The 23,986-nt window shown below is 71.2% G+C and carries 17 protein-coding genes; 8 read left to right on the top strand and 9 right to left on the bottom strand.

What is annotated here, in order from left to right; all coding sequences use genetic code 11:
* Nucleotides 1-37: 37 nt before the first annotated feature.
* Nucleotides 38-238 carry a hypothetical protein gene (locus tag ACIO9J_RS10095; protein WP_401995386.1) on the bottom strand — a complete coding sequence of 67 codons (201 nt, stop codon included), beginning with the start codon at nucleotides 236-238 and terminating at the stop codon, nucleotides 38-40.
* Nucleotides 239-812: 574 nt separating this feature from the next.
* Between ACIO9J_RS10095 and ACIO9J_RS10090 the strand changes: the two genes are divergently transcribed.
* From ACIO9J_RS10090 to ACIO9J_RS10055, 8 genes are all read left to right on the top strand, one after another.
* Nucleotides 813-4,910 carry a nitrate- and nitrite sensing domain-containing protein gene (locus ACIO9J_RS10090; RefSeq protein ID WP_401995383.1) on the top strand — a complete coding sequence of 1,366 codons (4,098 nt, stop codon included), beginning with the start codon at nucleotides 813-815 and terminating at the stop codon, nucleotides 4,908-4,910.
* A gap of 9 nt (nucleotides 4,911-4,919) precedes the next feature.
* Complete coding sequence (locus ACIO9J_RS10085) at nucleotides 4,920-5,333, top strand: roadblock/LC7 domain-containing protein (protein WP_401995960.1); 414 nt, start codon at nucleotides 4,920-4,922, stop codon at nucleotides 5,331-5,333.
* A 130-nt stretch (nucleotides 5,334-5,463) separates the two neighbouring features.
* Nucleotides 5,464-5,865, top strand: coding sequence for a DUF742 domain-containing protein (locus tag ACIO9J_RS10080; RefSeq protein ID WP_055564453.1), 402 nt, complete (start codon nucleotides 5,464-5,466; stop codon nucleotides 5,863-5,865).
* Nucleotides 5,846-6,427 carry a GTP-binding protein gene (locus tag ACIO9J_RS10075; RefSeq protein WP_401995380.1) on the top strand — a complete coding sequence of 194 codons (582 nt, stop codon included), beginning with the start codon at nucleotides 5,846-5,848 and terminating at the stop codon, nucleotides 6,425-6,427. Before ACIO9J_RS10080 ends, ACIO9J_RS10075 begins: the two co-directional genes overlap by 20 nt.
* A 339-nt stretch (nucleotides 6,428-6,766) precedes the next feature.
* Nucleotides 6,767-9,937 (top strand): nitrate- and nitrite sensing domain-containing protein, encoded by a 3,171-nt coding sequence (locus ACIO9J_RS10070; protein ID WP_401995377.1) that lies wholly within the window; start codon nucleotides 6,767-6,769, stop codon nucleotides 9,935-9,937.
* Between the two features lie 10 nt (nucleotides 9,938-9,947).
* A complete protein-coding gene (locus ACIO9J_RS10065; RefSeq protein ID WP_055564496.1) occupies nucleotides 9,948-10,361 on the top strand; it encodes a roadblock/LC7 domain-containing protein in 414 nt (137 codons plus the stop codon).
* A gap of 95 nt (nucleotides 10,362-10,456) precedes the next feature.
* Entirely contained in the window at nucleotides 10,457-11,047 is a 591-nt protein-coding gene (locus ACIO9J_RS10060; protein WP_401995374.1) for a DUF742 domain-containing protein, read from the top strand.
* Nucleotides 11,028-11,612, top strand: coding sequence for an ATP/GTP-binding protein (locus ACIO9J_RS10055; protein ID WP_030361923.1), 585 nt, complete (start codon nucleotides 11,028-11,030; stop codon nucleotides 11,610-11,612). The genes ACIO9J_RS10060 and ACIO9J_RS10055 overlap by 20 nt, the downstream gene beginning before the upstream one ends.
* Nucleotides 11,613-11,753: 141 nt before the next feature.
* Here ACIO9J_RS10055 and ACIO9J_RS10050 read toward each other — a convergent pair whose 3' ends face one another.
* The 8 genes from ACIO9J_RS10050 to ACIO9J_RS10015 form a co-directional block, all read right to left on the bottom strand.
* On the bottom strand, nucleotides 11,754-11,948 hold the full coding sequence (locus tag ACIO9J_RS10050; RefSeq protein ID WP_401995371.1) for an acyl-CoA carboxylase subunit epsilon: 195 nt from the start codon (nucleotides 11,946-11,948) through the stop codon (nucleotides 11,754-11,756).
* A gap of 37 nt (nucleotides 11,949-11,985) precedes the next feature.
* Complete coding sequence (locus ACIO9J_RS10045) at nucleotides 11,986-13,587, bottom strand: acyl-CoA carboxylase subunit beta (protein WP_401995368.1); 1,602 nt, start codon at nucleotides 13,585-13,587, stop codon at nucleotides 11,986-11,988.
* 184 nt (nucleotides 13,588-13,771) lie between these two features.
* Nucleotides 13,772-16,120 carry a polysaccharide lyase 8 family protein gene (locus tag ACIO9J_RS10040; protein WP_401995365.1) on the bottom strand — a complete coding sequence of 783 codons (2,349 nt, stop codon included), beginning with the start codon at nucleotides 16,118-16,120 and terminating at the stop codon, nucleotides 13,772-13,774.
* Between the two features lie 180 nt (nucleotides 16,121-16,300).
* Complete coding sequence (locus tag ACIO9J_RS10035; protein WP_401995362.1) at nucleotides 16,301-17,134, bottom strand: ABC transporter permease; 834 nt, start codon at nucleotides 17,132-17,134, stop codon at nucleotides 16,301-16,303.
* Nucleotides 17,131-18,096, bottom strand: coding sequence for an ATP-binding cassette domain-containing protein (locus tag ACIO9J_RS10030; protein WP_401995359.1), 966 nt, complete (start codon nucleotides 18,094-18,096; stop codon nucleotides 17,131-17,133). The genes ACIO9J_RS10035 and ACIO9J_RS10030 overlap by 4 nt, the downstream gene beginning before the upstream one ends.
* 185 nt (nucleotides 18,097-18,281) lie before the next feature.
* Nucleotides 18,282-19,124, bottom strand: coding sequence for a DUF4097 family beta strand repeat-containing protein (locus ACIO9J_RS10025; protein ID WP_401995357.1), 843 nt, complete (start codon nucleotides 19,122-19,124; stop codon nucleotides 18,282-18,284).
* Nucleotides 19,125-19,245: 121 nt separating this feature from the next.
* Nucleotides 19,246-19,797: a hypothetical protein gene (locus tag ACIO9J_RS10020; protein WP_401995354.1), complete on the bottom strand. Its 552-nt coding sequence runs from the start codon at nucleotides 19,795-19,797 to the stop codon at nucleotides 19,246-19,248.
* A gap of 200 nt (nucleotides 19,798-19,997) precedes the next feature.
* Nucleotides 19,998-23,873: an endo-alpha-N-acetylgalactosaminidase family protein gene (locus ACIO9J_RS10015; RefSeq protein WP_401995351.1), complete on the bottom strand. Its 3,876-nt coding sequence runs from the start codon at nucleotides 23,871-23,873 to the stop codon at nucleotides 19,998-20,000.
* Nucleotides 23,874-23,986: the final 113 nt, after the last annotated feature.

Below are 23,986 nucleotides of genomic sequence, written 5' to 3'. Positions count from 1 at the left end.
CCAGGCTAACTCGGCACGACCCCCGGGCCTCCCCTTGTCAACCCGCCACAGGGGTCCCCGGCTCCGGCGCCACCATCAGGACCGTCCGCTTGGGGTTCGCGGTCTGGGTCGGGAGTTCCACGGCGTGTTCCGGGCGGTCGGCCGCGGCCTGGACCTCGTCGGCGTCCGTGAGGTGCGCGAGAGTGGTGCGGCGCGGGTTGGCTATGTTGCGGAACATCGTCGACTGCACAGTCTTCATCTGGGGTTCGGACCTTGTCGGTTGGGGCGTCGCACGAAGGACGCGGCTTGTCGGATTCGCCATCCCTGTAAAGCGTCAGGCTAAACATCCAATTCCCGGCCAAAGTCCGGATGAGGCCATGATCTTCGTGTGAGTTTGCTCACGAGCGAGCGGGCAAAAAGGTCAATTCACCCTCTCCCGCGACCACTTGGAAACGGACATTGCGCCACTGAAGCCACCATTCCGCTCCTGATCATGAAGACTGGGACACCCCTTGCCCCCAGCGGCTTTGGGGGGATGCGCCCGATTTCCCCTAGATCATTTTCTACATCTCGTGACACCTCACTCACGCCGTGTCACGTAGGTCGCGGCGCGACACACGGGCCTTGTTGGAGATCCTGCACTGTGCTGGAATTCCCGGGACCGCCGCGGGATCGAACCGGCGCGCAGGGGCGCAACGCAGCGCCGAGTGGCGGCGGGAAGGGGGAGCAGCGCCGGTCACTCACGACCACCCATGGGGCGCCGCGCGCCCCACGACGCCGACACCGTCCCGCCGTTACGCGGAGGGACGCCTGGTCCAGAGGTTGCGACGCTAGTGCAGGGACGTTTCAAGAGGGATGGCAAGGGGTCTCCCCAGGCCGACCGCGGCCGAGGGGATGCTTCGGCGGAGCCGGAGCGCGGGACCGACCGCGGCTCCTCGCCCCAGCACGCTCCGAACTCCGGCCCGGGTGCGCCCGGTGACAGCGGCCTCGGCGCCGCGCGCCAGGGGACCACGGGCACCGGCCCGGCGGCCGCCCCGGCCAAGGGCAAGGGTTCCGGCGCCAAGACGCCCAGCGGCCCCGGCTCCCGAATAGCCCTGCGCAACTGGCGCATCTCCACCCGCCTCGTCTCGCTGCTCGCGCTCCCCGTGATCACCGCGACCTCGCTCGGCGCGCTCCGCATCAACTCGTCCATGGACGAGATCCAGCAGCTCGACAACATGAAGCTGCTGACCGACATGACCAAGCAGGCCACCGAGCTGGCCGCGGCGCTCCAGGAGGAGCGCGACAAGTCGGCGGGCCCCCTCGCGCACGGCGCGAAGGCCACCGACTACACGGTCAAGGGCGCGCGCGACAAGACCGACCGCGTCTACCGGAACTTCCTCCAGGGCACCCAGGACCTGAACGACACCGACGGCGAGAAGGGCCTTCTCGGCGTCCGGCACAGCGCGGTCCAGATCACCCAGCAGCTCCAGGGCATCAACAAGGTCCGCAAGGACGCCTACGCCGACAAGGCCTCCACCTCGCAGACCGTCGAGGCCTACAGCCAGCTCGTCGAGCAGCTGCTCGCCCTTTCGCAGGACATGGCGCAGGCGACCAGCAACCCGGACATGATCCAGCGCACCCGCGCCCTGGCCGCCTTCTCCTCGGCCAAGGAGTACGCGTCCGTACAGCGCGCGATCATCGCCGCGGCGCTGCCCGCGAACGACGACGACTACGGCAAGATCTCCGAGACCGACCGCACCTTCGGCCTCAGCGCCAACGAAAAGGAGCGCGCGGAGCTCCAGACGTTCAGCAAGATCTACGTGGGCAACGCCGACGAGCTGACCCAGCCGATCGACGGCGGCAACCCCGGCACCAAGGCCGCCAACGAGTACGCCAAGCGCGTCCTCGAGCAGGAAGGCGGCATCAGGCTCCAGGACAAGCGGTCGTACAAGGACTGGGTCGACAACGACACCACCAAGATCGACGCGATGTCGAAGATCGAGCTCACGCTGCTCGGCGAGATGGAGCAGAAGGCCCGCGAGCTGCGCAACGAGGCGGAGCAGGCGGCCATCCTCAACGGTGCGCTGATCCTGCTCGTGCTCGGCGTCTCGCTCGTCGGCGCCTTCGTCGTGGCCCGGTCCATGATCCGCTCGCTGCGCCGGCTCCAGGACACCGCCACCAAGGTCGCCCAGGACCGCCTGCCCGAGCTGGTCAAGCAGCTCTCCGAGTCGGACCCGCAGGACGTCGACACCTCCGTCGAGTCCGTCGGCGTGCACTCCAGGGACGAGATCGGCCAGGTGGCCGCGGCCTTCGACGACGTGCACCGCGAGGCCGTCCGCCTCGCCGCCGAGCAGGCCCTCCTGCGGGGCAACGTCAACGCGATGTTCACCAACCTCTCGCGCCGTTCCCAGGGCCTCATCCAGCGTCAGCTCTCGCTCATCTCCGAGCTGGAGTCGCGCGAGGCCGACCCGGACCAGCTGTCCTCGCTCTTCAAGCTCGACCACCTCGCGACCCGCATGCGCCGTAACGGCGAGAACCTCCTCGTGCTCGCCGGTGAAGAGCCCGGCCGCCGGTGGACCAGGCCCGTCCCGCTCGTCGACGTGCTCCGTGCCGCCGCCTCCGAGGTGGAGCAGTACGAGCGCATCGAGCTCTCCGCCGTACCCTCCACCGAGGTCGCGGGACGCGTGGTCAACGACCTCGTGCACCTGCTCGCCGAGCTCCTGGAGAACGCGACCTCGTTCTCCTCGCCGCAGACCAAGGTCAAGGTCACCGGTCACGCGCTGCCCGACGGCCGCGTCCTCATCGAGATCCACGACACCGGCATCGGCCTCTCCCCCGAGGACCTCGCCGCGATCAACGAGCGGCTCGCTTCGCCGCCCACCGTGGACGTCTCGGTCTCCCGCCGCATGGGTCTGTTCGTGGTCGGCCGCCTCTCGCAGCGCCACGGCATCCGCATCCAGCTGCGCCCGTCCGACTCCGGCGGTACGACGGCGCTCGTCATGCTGCCCGTCGACGTCGCCCAGGGCGGCAAGAAGGTGCCCGGCGCGCCCGCGCCGACCGGTGGTCCCGCCGCGGCCCAGGCCGCCGCGGGCGCTGCCGCCGCGCGACGCGGTGTCGGCGCCGGCAACAACGCCCCCGGCCTGCCCGGCGCTCCCGGCCGCGGTGGTCCGGGCGCGGGTGGCCAGGGCGGTCCCGGCCTGCTCGGCGCCGGTGCGCCGCGCGGCCAGGTGGCGGGCTCGGGTCCGCGCGCCGCGCTGCCTTCGCGGGACTCGGGACAGCGTCCGCCGTCGGCTCCGCAGGGCCAGCAGCAGTCCGGACTCCCGGGCCAGCCGCAGCAGGGCGACCGCTCCGGTGCGGGCGCCGGTGCCTTCGGGCAGCAGGGCGGCCGCGGTGACTCGGGCGCTCCGCAGCCCCCGGTGCCGCAGCAGCGCACGAACGCCATCAACGAGCCGGGCGACCAGGGCCGTCGGCCGCAGCTGCCGCCGCGAGTGGGGCCTCCCCTGGTCGAGCGGAGCCGCGAGCTCGGGGAAGGTCCGCGCGCCGAGCTGCCCGGCGGCAACCCGCAGCCGCGCGTGCCCAGCTGGAGCGACGAGAACGCGCAGCCGCAGGTGGCGCGCGAGCCGTTCGACACCCCGCGCGGTCACGAGGAGCACGACTCCACGGGCCAGTTCCCCCAGCCCGCCGCGACCGACGACCTCCAGGGTCCGGGCTCCACCGCGCAGTTCGCGCGCCCGGACTTCGACGGACCGCCGCCGGGTACGTCGGCGCCGCAGGACACCAGCGGTGCCGGTGTGCAGGGTCCCGGTGCGGGCTCCGGCAGCGGCCCCTTCGTCCGCTCGGACGTCTTCGGCGGGCCGCAGCAGGAGACTCCGCAGAGCAGGCCGCAGGACCAGGGCAACGCCCAGGCTCCGCACGGCGGCCGCGAGATGCCCGACTACACCGTGCCGCGTCCGCCTGCCCCCCGCCGCGGCCAGGGCGACCCGAACCAGCAGGGTCAGCAGGAGCGTCAGGGCCAGCAAGGTCAGCCGGGCCAGCCGAACCAGGGCATACCCCAGCAGCCGCAGACCTCGTCGCAGCAGCCCGGCCAGCACCAGGACCGGCAGCAGGAGCAGCAGAACCAGCAGGGTCAGCAGGCCCCGCAGAGCCGGCCGGACCCGCTCAGCGACCCGCTCAGCCAGCAGGACCTGCTGAACCAGCCCACCTCCGGCGGCGGTCGTACGCCGCTGTACGACACGCTGGAGACCAACTGGTTCCAGCAGCAGCAGGCCGCGCAGAACCAGCAGGCCCCGCAGCAGGATCAGGGCAGGGCGGACCACGGACGCCAGGAGCAGGGCAACCAGGGCCAGGGCAACCAGGGTCAGAGCCAGGGTCAGGGTCAGAGCCAGGGCCAGGGTCAGGACCTGTTCGGCGGCGTGCAGGGTGGCGGCCTCGCTCCCGAGCCGCCGCGCCGCCAGGCCCCGCAGCGTCCGCTGCCCTCGCGCCCCCAGCGTCAGGACCCGGCGGCCGCGCCGTCCGCTCCGACCTCAGGCGGCAGCGGCGGGTTCAACGGCTTCGGCGGTAACTCCGCGAGCTCCGCGGGCTCCGGGACGACGGCGAACACCGGCGACGCGGGGAACACCGGGAACGCGACCGGCACCAACGGCGCCGGTATGCCCGGCAACTGGCGCAGCTCGCCCAACGACGAGCTGGGCCGTCAGGCCGAGCGCGTCAGGCAGCCCTCCGCGGGCGGCGTCACCACATCCGGTCTGCCGCGCCGCGTCCCGCGGGCCAATCTGGTCGCGGGCACGGCTCAGCAGCAGCAGGACAGCACAGGTCCGCAGGTCTCGCGTGCGCCCGACGACGTACGCGGCCGGCTGACGAATCTCCGTCGGGGCATTCAGCAGGGTCGCCAGGCCGGCACCGGCCAGACCGGCAGTTTCCCTCGCCCCACTCACCAGCAGGAGCGTTAGTTGAGTCCGATGAGCCAGGCGGCACAGAATCTGAACTGGTTGATCACCAACTTCGTGGACAACACCCCCGGGGTGTCCCACACGGTCGTGGTCTCCGCCGACGGCCTCCTTCTGGCGATGTCCGTAGGGTTCCCGCGGGACCGGGCCGACCAGCTCGCCGCGGTCGCCTCCGGTCTGACCTCGCTGACCGCCGGGGCCTCCCGGATCTTCGAGGGCGGCACCGTCACGCAGACCGTGGTGGAGATGGAGCGGGGGTTCCTCTTCATCATGTCGGTCTCCGACGGCTCGTCCCTCGCGGTGCTCGCGCACCCCGAGTGCGACATCGGCCTCGTCGGGTACGAGATGGCGCTGCTCGTCGACCGCGCGGGTGCCGTCCTGACCCCGGATCTCCGCGCCGAGTTGCAGGGCAGCCTGCTCCACTAGCTCCGAAGCCTTGCCCCTTCGGCCGCCCCACCGACCGAACGTACTGACCAACCGTCCGGCCGCCACACTGCCCCCACCGGCTCTGTCAGACGGCACACGCAGATGACCTGCTGTCCCGCCCGGAGGATCCATGACCCCGCCCACCGCCTCTCACAACCCGTACGGGGACGCTTCGTACGGAATGGAGGGCGACCAGCCGCTGGTGCGTCCCTACGCGATGACCGGCGGCCGGACCAGGCCCCGCTACCAGCTCGCCATCGAGGCGCTGGTGAGCACCACGGCCGACCCGGCCCAGCTGATGGGGCTGCTCCCCGAGCACCAGCGGATCTGCCACCTGTGCCGTGAGGTCAAGTCGGTGGCCGAGGTCTCGGCGCTCCTGTCGATGCCGCTCGGTGTGGCCCGGATCCTCGTGGCGGACCTGGCGGAGGCCGGGCTCGTCGCCATTCACCAGCCCGGCGGCGACGAGAACGCCGGTGGCCAGCCTGACGTGACACTGCTCGAAAGGGTGCTCAGTGGACTTCGCAAGCTCTAGCGACGGAGCGACCCGCTCCACCACCAGCGCGAAGATCGTGGTGGCGGGCGGCTTCGGCGTGGGCAAGACCACGTTCGTCGGGGCGGTTTCCGAGATCAACCCGCTGCGCACCGAGGCCGTCATGACGTCCGCCTCCGCGGGCATCGACGACCTCACCCACACCGGGGACAAGACGACGACCACCGTCGCCATGGACTTCGGCCGCATCACGCTGGACCAGGACCTGATCCTGTACCTCTTCGGTACGCCGGGTCAGGACCGGTTCTGGTTCATGTGGGACGACCTCGTGCGCGGTGCCATCGGCGCGGTCGTGCTCGTGGACACCCGCCGTCTCGCCGACTGCTTCCCCGCCGTCGACTACTTCGAGAACAGCGGGCTGCCGTTCGTCATCGCCCTCAACGGCTTCGACGGCCACCAGCCCTACACCCCCGACGAGGTGCGCGAGGCGCTCCAGATCGGACCGGGTACGCCGATCATCACCACCGACGCGCGACACCGTGCGGACGCAAAGAGTGGCTTGATCACGCTGGTCGAGCACGCACTCATGGCACGTCTCAAGTAGGAAGAGCCATACGGCAGTTGTCGTAGCCCACACGGAGCGGCCTGTGTCCTTTGACACGGCCGCCCGCCGTGTTCATAACGTTTCGACAGAGAATTGCCAGGTGACCGCCACACATCGCGGTCATCTGGTGTCGCTGCGCGCACAAGAGCCCCGCCTTTTGGCGGGGCTCGCTCTTTTTGACCGATTTATCTGAGGCTTACACCACTTGGAACTTCCGCTTCCGACTGTTTGGAAGAGCGGCCCCTGACGTGCTGGAATGCGCTGAACTGCCCAGTAGCACGGGCCTTGGAGACGACAGCGGCACGACGTGAGTGCCGCCGCCGAGAGGTTGTTGGTCGAGTGAGGCGAAGCAAGCCGAGCCCCGCGGCACCCCCCACCGGGGACGCGCGGGGCAACTTCACCCCGCCGCCGCGCACAGCGGCGTCCCCTGTTGACGCGGCCGCACCCGGCAACGAGCCCCTGGCTCCCTCCGGCGGACGGATGTCCCCGCGCAACTGGCGGGTGCCGACCCGGCTGAACGCGATCCTGCTCATACCCGTGCTCGTCGGCCTCGTCATGGGCGGCTTCCAGGTCAAGGGCTCCATCGACACCTGGCACGAAGCCCAGGACGCCGAGAACACCGCCCGCCTGGTGCGGGCGTCGCTGAACTACGGCAACCGCCTCATCGAAGAGCGCGACATCACCGCCGCCCCGCTGCTCAAGGGCGACCGCAACGATCCGGCCGTGCTCAAGGCCCGCAAGGCCACCGACAGCGCGGCCCGCGAGTTCGACGCGGCCGCCGAGAAGATGCCGGACAAGGAAGGCCTCAACCGCCGCCTCGACGGCTTCCACAAGGTGGAGCCGAAGCTCGCCGCCCTGCGGCAGGCCGCGTACACCACCAAGCTCAGCGGCGTGAAGACCGAAGAGGGTTACGTCGCCATCCAGCACCCCTTGATGGAGTTCGCCAACGAACTCGGTCTGGGCACCGGCAACATCACCAGCTACGGCCGCACGGTCTACGCCATCTCGCTCTCCAAGGCGGCGCTCTCCCTGGAGCGCTCCATCGGCACGCACCTGCTGGTCAAGCCGGGCCCCGGCACCGGCTCACTCACGCTGCAGCGCACCTCGCTCTCCTCGTACGCCTACCTGGAGCGCATCGCCATCGAGGAGTACACCGGCGGCGGCACCCCCGAGGACGTCGCCAAGCTGGAGGACGCCAAGAAGGAGCTGACGGCCGCCGGCGAGAAGCAGGCCAAGGAGGCCGCGGCCGCCGCGAAGTCGCAGGGCAAGGCCTTCGTCCCGCCGCCGACGCAGGAGAAGATGGTCGCCGCCCTCGCCAACCTGGCGAGCACGCAGCCCAGCGCCCGGGTCGAGCTGGCCGGTGACGGCATCACGCGTGAGGCCTGGTGGGCGACGACCACCGCCAAGTTCGACGCGTACCGCACCATCGAGTCCGACCTCGCCGACAAGGCCGTGGACGAGGCGTCCGACATCGCGGCCGGAGCCCAGCGCGACGCGTACATCTCCGGTGCCGTCGTGGTGCTCGCACTCCTTGCCGCCTTCATCCTCGCCGGGCTCATGGCCCGCCAGATGTCCCGCTCGATGCGCCAGCTGCGCACCGCCGCCTTCGGCATCGCCGAGCAGCGCCTGCCGATGCTGGTCGACCAGCTCTCGCGCACCGACCCGGGCCGCGTGGACACCCGCGTCCAGCCCATCCCGATCACGTCCACCGACGAGATCGGCGAGGTCGCACGCGCCTTCGACCAGGTGCACCGCGAGGCGGTCAGGCTCGCCGCCGAGCAGGCCCTGCTGCGCGGCAACATCAACGCCATCTTCACCAACCTCTCGCGCCGCAACCAGTCGCTGATCGAGGGCCAGCTGACCCTCATCACCGACCTGGAGAACAACGAGGCCGACCCGGACCAGCTGGAGAGCCTCTTCCGCCTGGACCACCTGGCGACCCGCATGCGCCGCAACGGCGAGAACCTCCTGGTCCTCTCCGGCGAGGAACCGGGCCGCCGCTGGGACCAGCCGGTCCCGCTGGTCGACGTGCTGCGCGCCGCCTCCTCCGAGGTGGAACAGTACGAGCGCATCGAGCTGTCCGGCGTACCGGAGGCCGAGATCCACGGCCTGGCCGTGACCGACCTCGTGCACCTGCTCGCCGAGCTCCTGGAGAACGCCACCACGTTCTCCTCGCCGCAGACCAAGGTCCGCGTCACCGCGACCCGCCTGCCCGACGGCCGCGTCATGGTCGAGATCCACGACAAGGGCATCGGCCTGACCGCCGAGGACTTCGCGGACATCAACCACAAGCTGGCCAACCCGCCGACCGTGGACGCCGCGATCTCGCAGCGCATGGGCCTGTTCGTGGTCGGCCGGCTGTCCGACCGGCACGGCATCCGTGTCCAGCTGCGGCCCTCGGGCGAGCAGGCGGGCACCACCTCGCTGGTCATGCTGCCGGACGGGATCACGCACGGTGGCGGTGGCGAGCACCACGCGCAGGACCCCGAGTTCACCGTCTCCTCGATCATCCCCGAGCAGCAGGCGCTCGCGCCCGAGCCGCTGCGCACCGCCGCCGAACTGGGCTTCGACGACACCCGCTACCACGGTGACGGCGGCGAGGGGCAGCACGAACTCGACCCGGTCGGCCGCTCGTTGATGCGCGAGGAGCGCCGCGCGGCGCTCGAGGCGCAGGCCCACCAGGACGGGACCCATCAGCACGGCGGCCACCGTCCGCTCTTCCGCGACGAGGTCGAACCGGGTTCCCAGCCGCAGCAGTTCCCGCAGCAGGGCGGGTACGGCCAGGGTGCGCACGCTCCGGGATACGACCAGCACGGGTACGACCAGCAGCAGTCGGCGTACGACCAGGGGGCCGGTTACGACCAGGGTCAGCAGGCGTACGGAAACGAGCAGCAGTACTACCCGGCGCAGGACGGCTACCAGGACCAGCAGGTCAGCTATCCGGAGCGGTCCCAGCAGGACGACTGGCCCACCCAGGACGGTTACCAGGACGCCTATCAGGGCGAGTACGCTCCGCAACCGGAATCTGTACCGGTGGCCCCCGCGGACGAGGCGGAACGCGTAGGCTTCGACCGTCCCGGTCCGGTCCCGTCCACCGTCCACGAGATGACCGACGCGGGCCTCCCGCGCCGCGGTTCCACCGCTCCCGGCGGCAACGGAAGCGCCCCCGCGGACGCCGTGGACGAGAGCCGGAACGCGGCCGGCGGCAGCGGCGACGAGGACTGGCGCTCGTCCAACGACGAGCGCTGGCAGCGGGCCGAGCGCCTCAAGGAGCCGAAGGCGGGCGGGGTCACCTCGTCCGGGCTCCCGCGGCGGGTGCCCAAGGCCAACCTGGTCGAGGGCACCGCGGAACAGACTCCACAGGGCGGCCCCCAGGTCTCCCGCGACCCCGAGGACGTACGGGGCAGGCTGAGCAACCTGCGCCGCGGCGTCCAGCGGGGACGCACCGCAAGCAGTGACACGAATGGCCAGGGCTTCAGCCCTGATAGCACCTACAACCAGGAGCGTTAGTGTGAGCCCGATGAGCCAGGCGGCACAGAATCTGAACTGGTTGATCACCAACTTCGTGGACAACACCCCCGGGGTGTCCCACACGGTCGTGGTCTCCGCCGACGGCCTCCTTCTGGCGATGTCCGAAGGGTTCCCGCGCGACCGGGCCGACCAGCTCGCGGCGGTCGCCTCGGGTCTGACCTCGCTGACCGCCGGGGCCTCCCGGATCTTCGAGGGCGGCTCCGTGACCCAGACCGTTGTGGAGATGGAGCGAGGATTTCTCTTCATCATGTCCATCTCCGACGGCTCCTCCCTCGCCGTGCTCGCCCACCCGGATGCGGACATCGGTCTCGTTGGGTACGAAATGGCACTTCTTGTCGATCGTGCGGGCACGGTGCTCACGCCGGACCTGCGCGCGGAGCTCCAGGGGAGCCTTCTCAACTAACAGACAGACGGTGCGTTTTCGCGCCTCGTGGCCGTAAGGTTTCGGGACGCGGCTCCACAGTGATGGTGCCCGGCACAGTTGGAGGAGGAAGCAACGTGGCAACACCCCCAGACGGTTCGTCTTCGGCCCACTGGTCCCCCGGTCACGGCCAGGGCGGCCAGCACGACGGCGGCCCGAACCGGTACAACTTCCCCTCCGCGCCGAGCCACCGCCGCCAGCCCTACGCACCGCCCCAGCAGCAGCCCCAGCAGCCGGGGCCGCGCCCGTACGACCAGGGGCCTGGCCGAATCCAGCCGGTCCAGCCCCAGCGGCGCGCCCCCGAACCGGCGCCCGCGGGGTCGGTGAACAACCCCCTGGTGCGCCCGTACGCCATGACGGGCGGCCGCACCAGGCCCCGCTACCAGCTCGCCATCGAGGCACTGGTGCACACCACCGCACAACCGCACCAGCTCCAGGGCCAGTTGCCCGAGCATCAGCGGATCTGCAACCTGTGCCACGAGATCAAGTCAGTGGCTGAGATCTCGGCACTGCTCTCCATCCCCCTCGGCGTCGCCCGGATCCTCGTAGCCGACCTGGCGGAGGCCGGACTCGTCGCCATCCATCAGCCCGGCGGAGACGATTCCGCCGGCGGCCAGCCAGACGTGACACTGCTCGAAAGGGTGCTCAGTGGACTTCGCAAGCTCTAGCGGCGGAGCAACAGCCCGCTCCACCACCAGCGCGAAAATCGTGGTGGCGGGCGGCTTCGGCGTGGGCAAGACCACGTTCGTCGGGGCGGTCTCTGAGATCAACCCGCTGCGCACCGAGGCCGTCATGACGTCCGCGTCCGCGGGCATCGACGACCTCACCCACACCGGAGACAAGACCACCACGACGGTGGCCATGGACTTCGGTCGCATCACCCTGGACCAGGACCTGATCCTGTACCTCTTCGGTACGCCGGGGCAGGACCGCTTCTGGTTCATGTGGGACGACTTGGTCCGTGGCGCCATCGGCGCGGTCGTCCTGGTCGACACGAGGCGGCTCGCCGACTGCTTCCCCGCCGTCGACTACTTCGAGAACTCCGGACTCCCTTTCGTCATCGCCCTCAACGGCTTCGACGGCCACCAGCCCTACACCCCCGACGAGGTGCGCGAGGCGCTCCAGATCGGACCGGACACCCCGATCATCACGACCGACGCCCGGCACCGCGCCGACGCGAAGAGCGCACTGATCACGCTGGTCGAGCACGCGCTGATGGCCCGGCTGCGGTAGGGCTCGCGCCGCACTCGACCGAAGGCGGGGCCGGTTCACCACGTCCGTGGTGAACCGGCCCCGCCTTTTCGATGCGCCCTGGAAACGCACGCGGGCCCCGCCCTCCCAAAGGAGGACGGGGCCCGATGTACGACCTGGGTGTCAGCCCTGCCAGCTGTGCGGTGCCCGGAAGCCCGGGGTGCGCTCCAGGCGGCGCCAGCCGGCCCTGTCGTGGCCTCGGCGGGCCGCGGGGGCGGTGGGCCGGGCGGCGGCGCGGGCCAGCAGGACGGCGGTGATGGCCGCGACCTCTTCGGGGTCGGCGTGGCCCTTCTCGACGCGGATGTCGGCGGTAGTCATGTGCAGCGTTCTCCTTGTGGGCTACTGCGGCGCAGGGTTACTGCGGAGGGTTGCCGTGCTTGCGCGAGGGCAGGTCGGCGTGCTTGTTGCGGAGCATCGCGAGGGACTTGACGAGGACCTCGCGGGTCTCGGCGGGGTCGATGACGTCGTCGACGAGGCCGCGCTCCGCCGCGTAGTACGGGTGCATCAGCTCGGCCTTGTACTCCTTGACCATGCGGGCGCGCATGGCCTCGGGGTCCTCGGCGGCGGCGATCTGGCGCCGGAAGATGACGTTCGCGGCGCCCTCGGCGCCCATGACCGCGATCTCGTTGGTCGGCCAGGCGTAGGTGAGGTCCGCGCCGATGGACTGGCTGTCCATCACGATGTACGCGCCGCCGTACGCCTTGCGCAGGATCAGCGAGATCCGCGGGACGGTGGCGTTGCAGTACGCGTAGAGCAGCTTGGCGCCGTGCCGGATGATGCCGCCGTGCTCCTGGTCGACGCCGGGCAGGAAGCCGGGGACGTCGAGGAGGGTGACGATCGGGATGTTGAAGGCGTCGCACATCTGGACGAAGCGGGCCGCCTTCTCGGAGGCCTCGATGTCCAGGACGCCCGCGAGGGACTGCGGCTGGTTGGCGACGATGCCGACGACCTTGCCGTCCAGGCGGGCCAGGGCGCAGATGATGTTGCGCGCCCAGCGCTCGTGGACCTCCAGGTAGTCGCCGTCGTCGACGAGCTCCTCGATGACCTTGGTCATGTCGTACGGACGGTTGCCGTCCGCGGGGACCAGGTCGAGCAGAACGTCCGAGCGGCGCTCGGCCGGGTCCTCCGACTCGTGGGCCGGCGGGTTCTCCCGGTTGTTCGAGGGGAGCATCGAGATCAGGTAGCGGACCTCGGCCAGGCAGGTCTCTTCGTCGTCGTACGCGAAGTGGCAGACGCCCGAGGTCTCGGCGTGCACGTCCGCGCCGCCCAGGCCGTTCTGGGAGATCTCCTCGCCGGTCACCGCGCGGACCACGTCGGGTCCCGTGATGAACATCTGCGAGGTGTCGCGGACCATGAACACGAAGTCGGTCAGGGCCGGCGAGTAGGCCGCGCCGCCCGCGCACGGACCGAGCATCACCGAGATCTGCGGGATGACGCCGGACGCCTTGGTGTTGCGCTGGAAGATGCCGCCGTACCCGGCGAGGGCGGAGACGCCCTCCTGGATGCGGGCGCCCGCGCCGTCGTTCAGGGAGACCAGCGGGGCACCGGCCGCGATGGCCATGTCCATGATCTTGTGGATCTTGGTGGCGTGGGCCTCGCCCAGGGCGCCGCCGAAGATCCGGAAGTCGTGGGCGTAGACGAAGACCGTGCGGCCCTCCACCGTGCCCCAGCCGGTGATGACACCGTCGGTGTACGGCTTCTTCGCCTCCAGGCCGAAGCCCGTGGCGCGGTGCCTGCGCAGCTGCTCGACCTCGTTGAACGAGTCCGGGTCGAGAAGCAGCTCGATCCGCTCGCGTGCGGTCAGCTTGCCCTTGGCGTGCTGCGCCTCGGTCGCCTTCTCGCTGGGCCCGCGCAGCGCCTGGGCACGGATCTCGTGCAGCTCGGCCACGCGGCCACGCGCGTCGGTGGGCTCGCCCGCCGAATCACCGGCGGAAGCGGTCTCGTCCAAAACGGTCATGTAGCGACCTTACGGAGCGCCCCTACGGAAACGGACCGTCGACTCCGTACAGTCTCCGGGCCGTTTTCCTGGCGGCCCCGAACAGAAGAGGGCGGGGTTACTGAAGAAGTGACTGTTCAGCCCTCCGCCCGCTGTGGGGATTCCACAAAAACGGCCCCGGAAGCAATCCTTCCGGCGAGGCCGGTCAACTGAGAGACAGCTCACATCGGTGGCTCGCGCACGCCGTGCCCGGCGTGATCCGCAGTCGCAGCGCCCCGCCGGTGCCGAGCACCTCGACCGAGGGATCCTTGCGCACGACCCGGACTCCGGGCCGGTTCCAGGTGAATTCGAGGGGTTCTCCGGTGCGCGGGGGCTCGCTCACATGAACCGTAGCGCTTCTCCCCTTGCGGCGGACCAGCACGCTCGCGGGCCGTGAGACCGCGAGCTGCCCGGCCCTGCCCGCCTGCCAGAAGTTGGCCGCGGTCAGGCCCAGCGAGTCGACGGAGATGGCCTGGACCGTGGCCGAATTGGTGAGGACCGACAACCAGCGCCGGTCGCCCGCCCTGGCCGCGACGGCCCTGCGCGAGGCCCCCGGCATGAGCACATAGGCGTACGCGGCGTCCGTGGGGTCGGTGCCGTGGTCGAGCCAGAGCGTCTGCCAGCGGCGGGTGCGGCGCTCCGTGGAGCTGGTGGTGTTGATGTCGGACCAGGCCCCCGTGCGGTCCTCGCGGAGGGTCTTCAGGGCGGTGGCGCCGCCGGGGAAGACCCAGCCGCCGTGCCCTTCGAGGTGGGCCCAGCGCGGGGCCGTGCGCTCGTCGAGGGTGAGGGCCGCGGTGCCCGCCTCACCGAGATTGCGGTTGTCGACGACCGTCTCGACGGGCACGCCGTCGCTCGCGGTGATCCCCGCGCCGAGACAGATCACGGCGTCGGCGACGCAGAACCAGGACTTGCGGGCCTCCAGGGTCGCGCCGAGGCCCTTCACGTGCTGGCCGACCGCCGCGAACTCGCCGTCCGTGGCGCCGCCGACCCAGCTCACGGCGGGCCTGGCCGCGCCCCACTCGCCGCCCGCCTTGTCGGCGAGCCGCTTGGTGGAGACGGTCGTGCCGGGCAGTCGGTAGGGGTCGACGGTCGGCCAGAACCAGTCGGTGAACTGGTCGGACGGCTTTCCCGCGGGCCACCAGGAGAGCATCCCCGCGCCCGTGTGCCAGCCGCGCGGGTTCTCGCCGTTGCCGCACTCGTAGTACGAGATGCGTTCCGATGCCATCGAGAGGTTCGCGGCGAAGCCGGGGCGGCGGTGCACGGCCCGGTCCATGGCGGCGAAGAGCCGGTGCCCGACCGGCTCGGGCGCGGCCCGCACGGCGGAGTCGGCCACCGCGTGCAGCCGCGCGAGGTCGGCGACGCCGAGCTGGCGGGCGGCGAGGATCGGGGTGACGGTGTCCCGCTCGATCCAGCCCTTGATCCGCGCGTGCCAGCGGGTGCGCTCCTCGGCGCTCGCGCCGCCCGCGAGCATGGCCATGGCGGCGATCAGGCCCTGCCCGTGGAAGTGGTCGCTGCGCATGATCTTCCGGTCGTCGCCCTTGAGGTAACCGCGGCTGACGGCACGGCCGTTGACGCTGTCCATCGCGAGGCCGTCCAGGATCAGCGGCGCGTAGGCGTGCTCCACGCTGTCCAGGATGATCTGCTTCTTGGGGTCCTTCACCTCCCACGTCGACCCGGCGAGCAGGGCGAAGAGCCGCCCGAGCCCGTCGAGCATGACCTGGCCGTACGTTCCCGAGTAGGCGATCCAGGTGTGCTGGAGGAACGAGCCGTCCGCGTAGAGGCCGTCGCCCTTGGTGACGTAGGGGAAGACCGGCGAGAGCGCGTCGCGGGCGAGGGCGACCTTGGCGGCGTCGCGGCCGAGGATGCCGCGCAGGGCGACGGAGCGGCACAGGTCGACGCGGTTGGCGCCGGTCGACGTGCCGGTGTAGTCGCCGATCGCGGAGTCGGGGACGAAGTGGTCGACGGCGGCGAAGGCGGCCTCGCGCTGCGCCGGGGAGAGCTCGTCGTGGAGCGCGGCGACGAGGTCCATCAGGAGGCGGGGGCTGCCGATCTGCCACTCCCACCAGTTGCCGTAGCGGGTGGTGGCCGCGTGGTAGACGGTGGTGCCGACGTGGTCGACGCCGCGCAGGATGTCGGCGAGCAGTCCGGCGTCCCCGGTCGATCCGGTGCCCTCGTACAGATACGCCTGGGTCATCGTCCACAGCCTGCTGTAGCTGAGGGTGATGCCGGCCGGCGGGTCGAACGGGGCGGTGGGCCAGAGGGAGTCGGCGGCGGGCGCCATCGACGCCCGGAAGCCGCGGGCGAGTTCGCCGGTCTCCTTCAGGCGGGCGGCGTACGGCTCGGCGGTGGGGTCGTAGCCGGTGCCGAGGGATATCTCCAGCCAGCGCTTGCGCAGGGCCTCGAACTCGTCGTCCCCCGCGGCGGCGTACGCCGGGGAAGGAAGGTTCAGCATGGCTCCGGCTCCTGCACTGACGAAAGCGGTTGCGGCAAGAAATGTACGTCGTGTCGGCATCATGCGACAGGGATCTATCAACCAAAAGAAAGCGCTGTCTATACCTCTGACAGAGATTGGTCCCGGCGCCGTAAGGGGCGCGGGGAGCTGCGCGCCCAGCCACGACGGACCCGCAGCCCCCCGACACCCGAACCACCCCGAACCGACCCAATCCGAACGGAACCACCCCGCCCAAGCGCAGAGCTATCGCGTCGCGTCGCGGCGGAACAGCGAGCGCGACCACACGAACCCGACCAGGACGATGACCACGCCCCAACCCACCGCCAGCGGGCCGAACTTGCCGATCTCGCTGCCCAGGAGCAGCCCGCGCAGGGTCTCGATGAAGGCGGTGTAGGGCTGCCACTCGGCGAAGTGGCGCAGCCAGTCCGGCATCGAGTCGAGCGGCACGAACGCGCTGCTGAGGAACGGCAGCAGGAAGGAGAAGGGCAGCGCGACGCTGCTCGCCGCCTCCGGGGCCTTGACCAGCTGGCCGAGCGCGACCGCGAGCCAGGTGAGGGCGAAGCACATCAGGGCGAGGAGCCCGGCGGCCGCGACCCATTCAAGGGGTTCGGCGCCGGACCGGAAGCCCACCAGGAAGGCGACGCCGACGAGCAGGACGATGCTGATCAGTGTCTGGATGACGGCGCCGACGGCCCGTCCGGTCAGGACCGATGACCCGCTGATCGGCATCGTGCGGAAGCGGGCCACGATGCCCTCGGTCATGTCGGTGCAGACGCCGACGGTGGTGGGCAGGACGCCCGAGCCGACGGCCATCAGGAGGATGCCGGGGACCAGGTAGTCGATGTACTCGCCGGACGACGCGTCGCCGATGCCCGCCGACATCGTGCCGCCGAAGACGTAGTTGAAGAGCAGCAGCATGGCGATGGGCATGCTCACCAGGCTGATCGTCATCGCCGGGTAGCGCCGCGCGTGCATCAGGTTGCGGCGCAGCATCGTCATCGAGTTCCGCAGCGCGGAGGTGGGCGCGGGGCCGAGGGCGGCGTGCGGGAGGGCCGGGGTGCTGGTGAGCGTACTCATCGGGTCGTCACTTCCTGGTGGTCGGGGCGGCCGGTCACGGCGAAGAACACGTCGTCCAGGTCGGGGGTGTCGATGCCGAGTCCCTCGACCTCGATCCCGGCGGCGTCGACCGCGTCGAGCACCGTCCTGACGGACCTCAGGCTGCCGTCGCCGGGGATCTGCAGGGTCATGGCCTCGTCGTCGCGGGCGCCGGTGCCGAGCAGCCGCTCGGCCTTCTCCAGGCCGCCGAGGTCGGCGAAGCGCAGCTGGACGTGGCCGCCGGGGACGAGTCGCTTGAGTTCGGCGGGGGTGCCCTGGGCGGCCAGCCTGCCGCCGCTCAGGACGGCGATGCGGTCGGCGAGCTGATCGGCCTCTTCCAGGTACTGCGTGGTCAGGAAGATGGTGACGCCGTCGGCGACGAGCTCGCGGACGATCTGCCACATGCCGTGCCTGCTGCGCGGGTCGAGTCCGGTGGTCGGCTCGTCGAGGAAGATGATGCTGGGGCCGCCGACGAGGGTCATCGCGATGTCGAGGCGGCGCCGCATGCCGCCCGAGTACGTCGAGGCGGGCTTCCTCGCCGCCTCGACGAGGTCGAACCGTTCGACGAGGTCGGCGGCGATCTCCCGGCTCCTGCGGCGCCCGAAGCCGTACAGGTCGGCCATGAGCATCAGGTTCTCCTCGCCGGTCAGGAGGTTGTCGACGGCGGAGAACTGGCCGGTGACGCCGATCGCGGCACGCACCGCGTCGGGTTCGCGCTTCAGGTCGTGGCCCGCGATCGTCACCTCACCGGCGTCGGCGCTGATGAGCGTCGACAGGATCTGCACGGCGGTGGTCTTGCCCGCGCCGTTGGGACCGAGCAGGGAGAAGATCGTGCCCTTGGGGATGTGCAGATCGATGCCGTCGAGGACGGTCTTCTCGCCGAAGGACTTGCGCAGTCCGGTGGCGGTGATGGCCACCGGCTGCGCGGAGTTGGGCGTTGCCATGTCCGTTCCTTTTCGGGTGGGGGCAGCCTCGGTACCGGACACCAGTTCGAAACTGATCCCGGGCGGCTGCCTGGGAGGCAGCAGAGGAGGGAGGGTGGAACGAAAGAGAGGGAGGGAAGAGGGGAAGCGGGGAAGCGGGGCCGGTCGGAGGCTGAGCTCGGAGCGGCCCGCGCCGGGCGGCGCCGTCAGGCGCGGTGGATCACGATGTCGCCCATCGAGGTCCGGGCCCGCACCTTGAGCGCGTCACCGGGCTCGCCCGGCGTCCCCGACTCCTCCAGGGACTGGCGCACGGTGCCCGCCTTGGTCCGCACGTCGAGCCAGGTCGCCGTGCCCTGCCGCACGCCGATCTCGATCCGGCCCACGGCGCTCTCCAGGACGGTCGAGCCGCGCACCAACTCCCCCACGGTGATGGGGCCGTTGGCGGTCTTCACGCTGACGTCGGCGCCCGCGTGGTCGACGGAGACGGCACCGTTGGAGGACTTCACCGTGAGGTCGCCGGTGGCCTCGCCGACCCGGATCGGGCCGTTGGAGTTCTTGATCCGTACGGTCCCCGCGATCTCGCCGAGGCGCACCTCGCCGGAGGACGTGGTGACCTCCGCGGGGCCCGCCGCGCTGCCCACGGACACCTCGCCGTAGCCGGTGTTCAGGTCCAGCTCGCCCGCCTGCTCGACCTGGATGTCGCCCGCGCCGGTCCGGTAGGCGCAGTCGCCGAGCCGTCCGTGGGCGACGAGGCCCGCCATGGCCGTCGCGCCGCGCAGCTCCGAGCCCGCGGGCAGCATGATCTCGACGTCGACCGAGGGGCTCTTGCGGCTGAAGAGCGAGTGCTCCTTGGGGCCCTTGACCAGCAGCTTTCCGTTGGCGAACTCGACGCGGACACGGCCCGCGGCCTTGACGTCCAGGTCGCTGGAGGCGTCGGTGGGACGGACGTCGACGACCGTGTCGGCGCGGTCCTCCGCCACGACCCGCAGGGTCCCGACGTAGAACTCGACGGTGGCGGAGATGGGCTTGGGGCTGTCGAAAGTAGGCATGGCTGTCCCGTCCTGTTGGCTCGGTGAGAAGTGAAGTCGTGCTCCGACGGCGGTGCTTGCGTGCACCGGCGGCGGTGAACTCGTGTGCCGGGGGCGTGAACTCGCTTGCTGGCGGGCGGACTTACCGCACCCAGCCGGTGAACCCGCCCCCGAAGCCCTGGGTCTCGCGGCGCCCCGCGGCCCGTGCCGCCCGGCCGCCGTCGGGCTGGTCGAGGGCGCCGGAGACGGCGCGGACCAGCCAGGCGTTGACCGAGAGCCCGTCGCGGTTCGCGGCCTCCTCGACGCGGGCCTTGACGTGGGCCGGCAGCCGGAGGTTGATGCGCGCGGTGCCGCCGTCGTCCCCGGCCTCGGGTGCGGGCGGCGGGGCGGGGGCCGGGGGCGGCGACATGAGCGCCTCGTACTCGGCCTGGGCGTCGAAGGGCTCCGCCGAGGGCGGCAAGGTGACCACGAACTCGGGGTCGAGGCCGCGCAGTCGCAGGTCGACCGAGCCCGGCACGAGCTCGCCGGTGATCTCCTCGGCGGCCGCGGAGAGCGCGTTGAGGAGGGTGAGCCTGGCCGCCGACTCCAGCGGTGCGGTGAGGCGCTCGGCGAGGGCGCGGGCTTCGTCGCCGCCCGCTTCGGCGGCCACCGCGAGCTCTTGCCTGAGCTGATCGACGTACTGCGTGAGGTTCATGACGCCATAGTGGCATCACGATGGCGCCATCGCAAGCCTCCAAGGGGCCAGACGTGACCCCAGGGGTCCTGGGATCGTTCATACATGCAGGTCAGGCCCGGTACGGAAAAATGTGGCACCAATCTGGTGCCACATGGCTCCACCGTGCCGCGACGGTGGCGCCACGCCCCGGAGAGGGCCGGTGCCACCGCCGCGTGGCGTCAGCCGCCGCAGTGGAACGTGGCGTTCCCCCAGTCCGCGTGGTCGTTGCCAGGGCCGTCGCCGCCGTCCCCGGTGAGCAGTTCGACGTACTTCGCGCCGGACACGTCGGCCGTCAGCGACCACGCGTCGTCGGCGGCCCCGAGGACCGGCGACTTCACCTTCTGGGTCCCGTCGGCCGTCACGGAGAACTGCACGCTCCCCCGCGTCCCCTGCGAGTCGTCCTGGCCGACCCACGCGGTGAAGGAGGTGCACTTCCCGCCGAGGTAGTAGCGGATCCGCCCCGGTGACGCGGTGCCAAGGCCCTTCGCGTAGACCGTGCCGTTGACCGTCAGCGGCTTGCCGTCGCCCGCGCCGGTCTCACCGTTCGACATGTCCTTCTCGGCGGGGCCCCAGCCGTTGTCCATGGCCGTCCAGTCGAGGTCGGACGCGTACGCGTCGGCGGCGGGCGGGGGCGGCAGGGTGCGCACGACGGTGTCCGCCGCCAGCTCCGCCGCGCCGTCGTCCGTGACGTACGTCGCCTTCGAACTCAGCGTGTACGAGCGGTAGTCGGCGTCCGCCGGGGGCGTCACCCGCCAGGTCGCGGTGGCCTTCGCGCCGGGCGCCACGGGGTCGAGGGCGACGGGGCCGGCGGGCTCGGACCGCCAGCCGTCGGGCAGCTCCAGGGACACCTCGACATCCGTCGCCCGGGTCTTCTCGTAGTTGGTGAAGACGGCCGTGACCTCGTTCTTCTCGCCGGGCTCCAGCGCCTCCCCGGCGCTCTCCACGTCGAGCGTGGCGCAGGCGGGACGCTCCTTCGCCGGGCCCAGGTCGGTGACCGCGAAGTCGTCCAGCGAGAAGTCCGCCTTCTCGTCCGCGCCGTCCCGCATCCGCAGCCCCACCCAGGTGTCCCCGCAGCCCGCCGTCACGGTCTGCTCGAAGCGGGCCGTGGTGCGCTGCCGAGGGATCGCCGTGGCACGGGACTCGACCGCATCGGGCCTGCCGTCCGCCGCGAGGCGGTCGTACCCTGTCACCCAGTCGAAGGAGTCGGCGTGACTCGACTGGTAGGAGTAACTGACCTTGTAGGCATGGCCGTTGACGAGTGGGACGGTGGCCGGGGTGGTGCGGTAGACCAGGCCGTGGTTGCCCTCGTGCGTCTTGAGCGAGTGCGCGCCCGTGAGTACGTCGTCGGTGGCCTTCCCGTTCCAGCCCGCCTGCGTGTAGGGGGCGTGCCGCAGCGCGATGTGCGTACGGGGGTCGGTGACGCCACCGCCCGCGCCCTTGGTGAAGGGGCCCCAGCCCTGGTCGACGGCCTCGAAGTCCTCCTGGACGACGCTCCCCCGGCCGCCCGCGGCCGCCGGTGCGCCGCCGACGATCCGCACGTCCGCGATCCGCACCTTCGCCGCGCCCGCGTCCGCGGCCACCTTGAGGGTGGTCCGGCCGTCGACTGGCGCGGTGAAGGCGACCTTCACGCGTTGCAGGAAGGTCCCGTGCCACTGGCTTCCGGCGTCGGTGTTCTCCAGGGCCGAACGCTCGACCGTGTGGCCGCGCCCGGCGATCGCCAGCGTCGTGCGCCGCTCCTCGCCGGGCTCGACCTCCACCCAGGCCGACGCGGTGTAGCGCTCGCCGGGGGTCAGTCCGGTGATCCGCTGGGCGACCGACGCGGCGCCGGGGCCGCTCAGTTCGGCGCTGTGGCGGCCCTTTCCGTCGGTGTCACGGCGTACGGAACCCGCCGTGTCCCAGGCGCGCAGGTCCGCGTCGTGGAAGCCCGGGTCGGCGACCGGGGTGCCCGCGCCCCACTTCGGGTCGGCGGGAGATCCGGCTCTCTTCGCGTCGCCGGACGCCTTCGGGTAGAGCACGTAGGGCTGCCCGGCCGCCGCCTTCAGGGTGACCTGGCCGCCCCGGGCCCGCACCGTGCCGCTCTTCACGCGCCCGTTGTCGGTCAGCTTGTAGACGGTGTACGAGGAGCCGGGCACCTGCCAACTCGTCGTACCGCCCGCCTTGTTGTAGTGGTAGAGCTTCTGGCCGCCGCCCTTCCTGGCCCAGGGCAGCAGATAGGTGTCACCGCTGAGGACCTTGCGGCCGTGGTCGTAGAACGTGCGCCTGCCGTCCTCGACGGTGCCGCGCAGGCCGCCGGTGAGCGTGACGTCGTCGCCGTCCCAGCGGGTGATGTCCTGGTGCTGGAGGAACTTGGCGGGCAGGTCGCGCTCCCAGATGTTGGCGTAGAAGGCGTTCCAGTCGTTCTCGCCGGTCCAGCCCTCGAACTCGTCGACGGCGCTCTGGCCGAGCACGGGGTCGGCGTTCCAGATGTCCTTCTCGCCGTTGCGGACGAAGCGGATGATCTTCGAGTTGAGGCCCTTGTTCGTCTTGGGCCCGTAGTCGAGGTCGTTGGCCCAGTGCGACCAGAGCGAGTCGCGCTCGAACTTGTCGGCCCATTCGGTGGCGAGGTTCCAGCCCTGCGCCTGCACGGCCTTCGCGGTCTGCTCGGCGATCCACCCGTGGGTGTAGTAGACGTCGATGTAGGCGAAGGAGAGGTTGGCGTCCGTCTCCTGTCTGAGCCGCTTCAGCCTGCGTGCCAGGTCGCCGCTGTTGATGTCGCGGCGCTGGTCGATGTAGTAGCTCTGGTTGAGCCAGTTCCAGCCGGGCTTGGACTTGTCGACCAGCTTCTCGTCGAAGGCGTTCGCCTCCGGGTACGCCTCGGTGGCGTTGATGTGGACGCCGAAGGTGGCGCCCCACTTCTTGCCGTCCTTCAGCAGCCGGTTGAGGTCCTTCAGGCCGCCCGCGCGCTTATTGATGTTGCCGCCGTAGTCGGGGTGCGCGGAGTCGTGGCCCTCGGACGCGTACCCCTTGAGGAGCGCCTGCTGGCCGAGGCCGTCCGTGGCGAGCGAGATCCTCTTGACGTCGTCGAGGGTGCGCAGGAACGGGTGCTGGGCCTGGCTGGCGAAGTTGAAGGGGATGTGGGTGATGACCCGGTCCGGGGTGCCTTCGCCGCCCTTGGGGCGGACGGCGATGGTGTCGCGGAAGGCGACGGCGCCGTCCTGCCAGTCGACCGCGCGGTCTCCGTTGGCGTCCGGCGTGACGACGACCTTCGCCCAGGGCAGGTCCTTGCCGCGGGCGGGCGCGGCGGCGCCGTCGCCGCGGTACACCCACTGCCCCGACCAGACGCCGACGCGGGTCGAGCCGTCGTCGCCCTTGGTGGCGCGGTGCCAGAAGCGGGCGCCGTCCTGCCCGGTGGCGCCGCTCGGCTTGTCGTACGTCGAGTTGGACTCGACGGCGGCCGCGAGGGCGTCCGTGTTGACGATCGCGTAGGTCGCCCCGACCGGCGCCGCGTCGGCGGGAGTTCCCACGGTGACCTTCGCGAACCTGTCGGCGGTCCTGGTGGCGTCCGGGTCGAGCGTGGTGAAGGCGGTCTCGGCGCCGCCGTCCGCGCTGCCCACGGAGACCAGGTCGTGGCCGGGGATGTCGAGGGTGCCGACGCGGAAGGCGGCGGTGTCGCGGACGGCCGTCACCTTGAACGTGGTGGCGCGGCCCGCGACGGACAGTTCGGCGTCGATCTCGACGCCCGGCAGGGCCGGGAAGACCAGGGTGTACGCGGCCCTGCGGGCGGAGAGGTCGGGGGCGCCTTCGACCTCGACCCGGTACGCCTTGCCGTTGAGGGTGACGTCGGTGACCGGGCGCGTACTGCCCAGGAGGCGGGCGCCGCTCGCGCGGTCCGTGTACGACAGGACGCGGGGGAAGTCGTCCGCCACGGCGACGGCGAGCCGGTCGGAGCCGATGACGGACCCCGCGCCTTCGGGGGCGGCGGGGTCGGCGGCGGCCCGTGGGGCGGGGCCCGCGAGGGCGAACACGGCACAGGAGGCGGCGGCGAGCGTGCACGCCGCGCGGAATCTTCGGGACATGGGGACACTGGGTATCGGCGTGGCCACGGCCCGGTCAACGGGACCGGAGCCCGCGGGGCCCGGCAGTCCAACAACCGCGGGGCGGAAGTCCAAGGGCGTCGGCGCGCGTCGAC

The sequence above is a fragment of the Streptomyces sp. NPDC087300 genome, from assembly GCF_044744425.1.
Lineage (GTDB): Bacteria > Actinomycetota > Actinomycetes > Streptomycetales > Streptomycetaceae > Streptomyces.
Note: the sequence above shows the minus strand (reverse complement) of the source record. Positions and strands in the feature narration are given on the sequence as shown.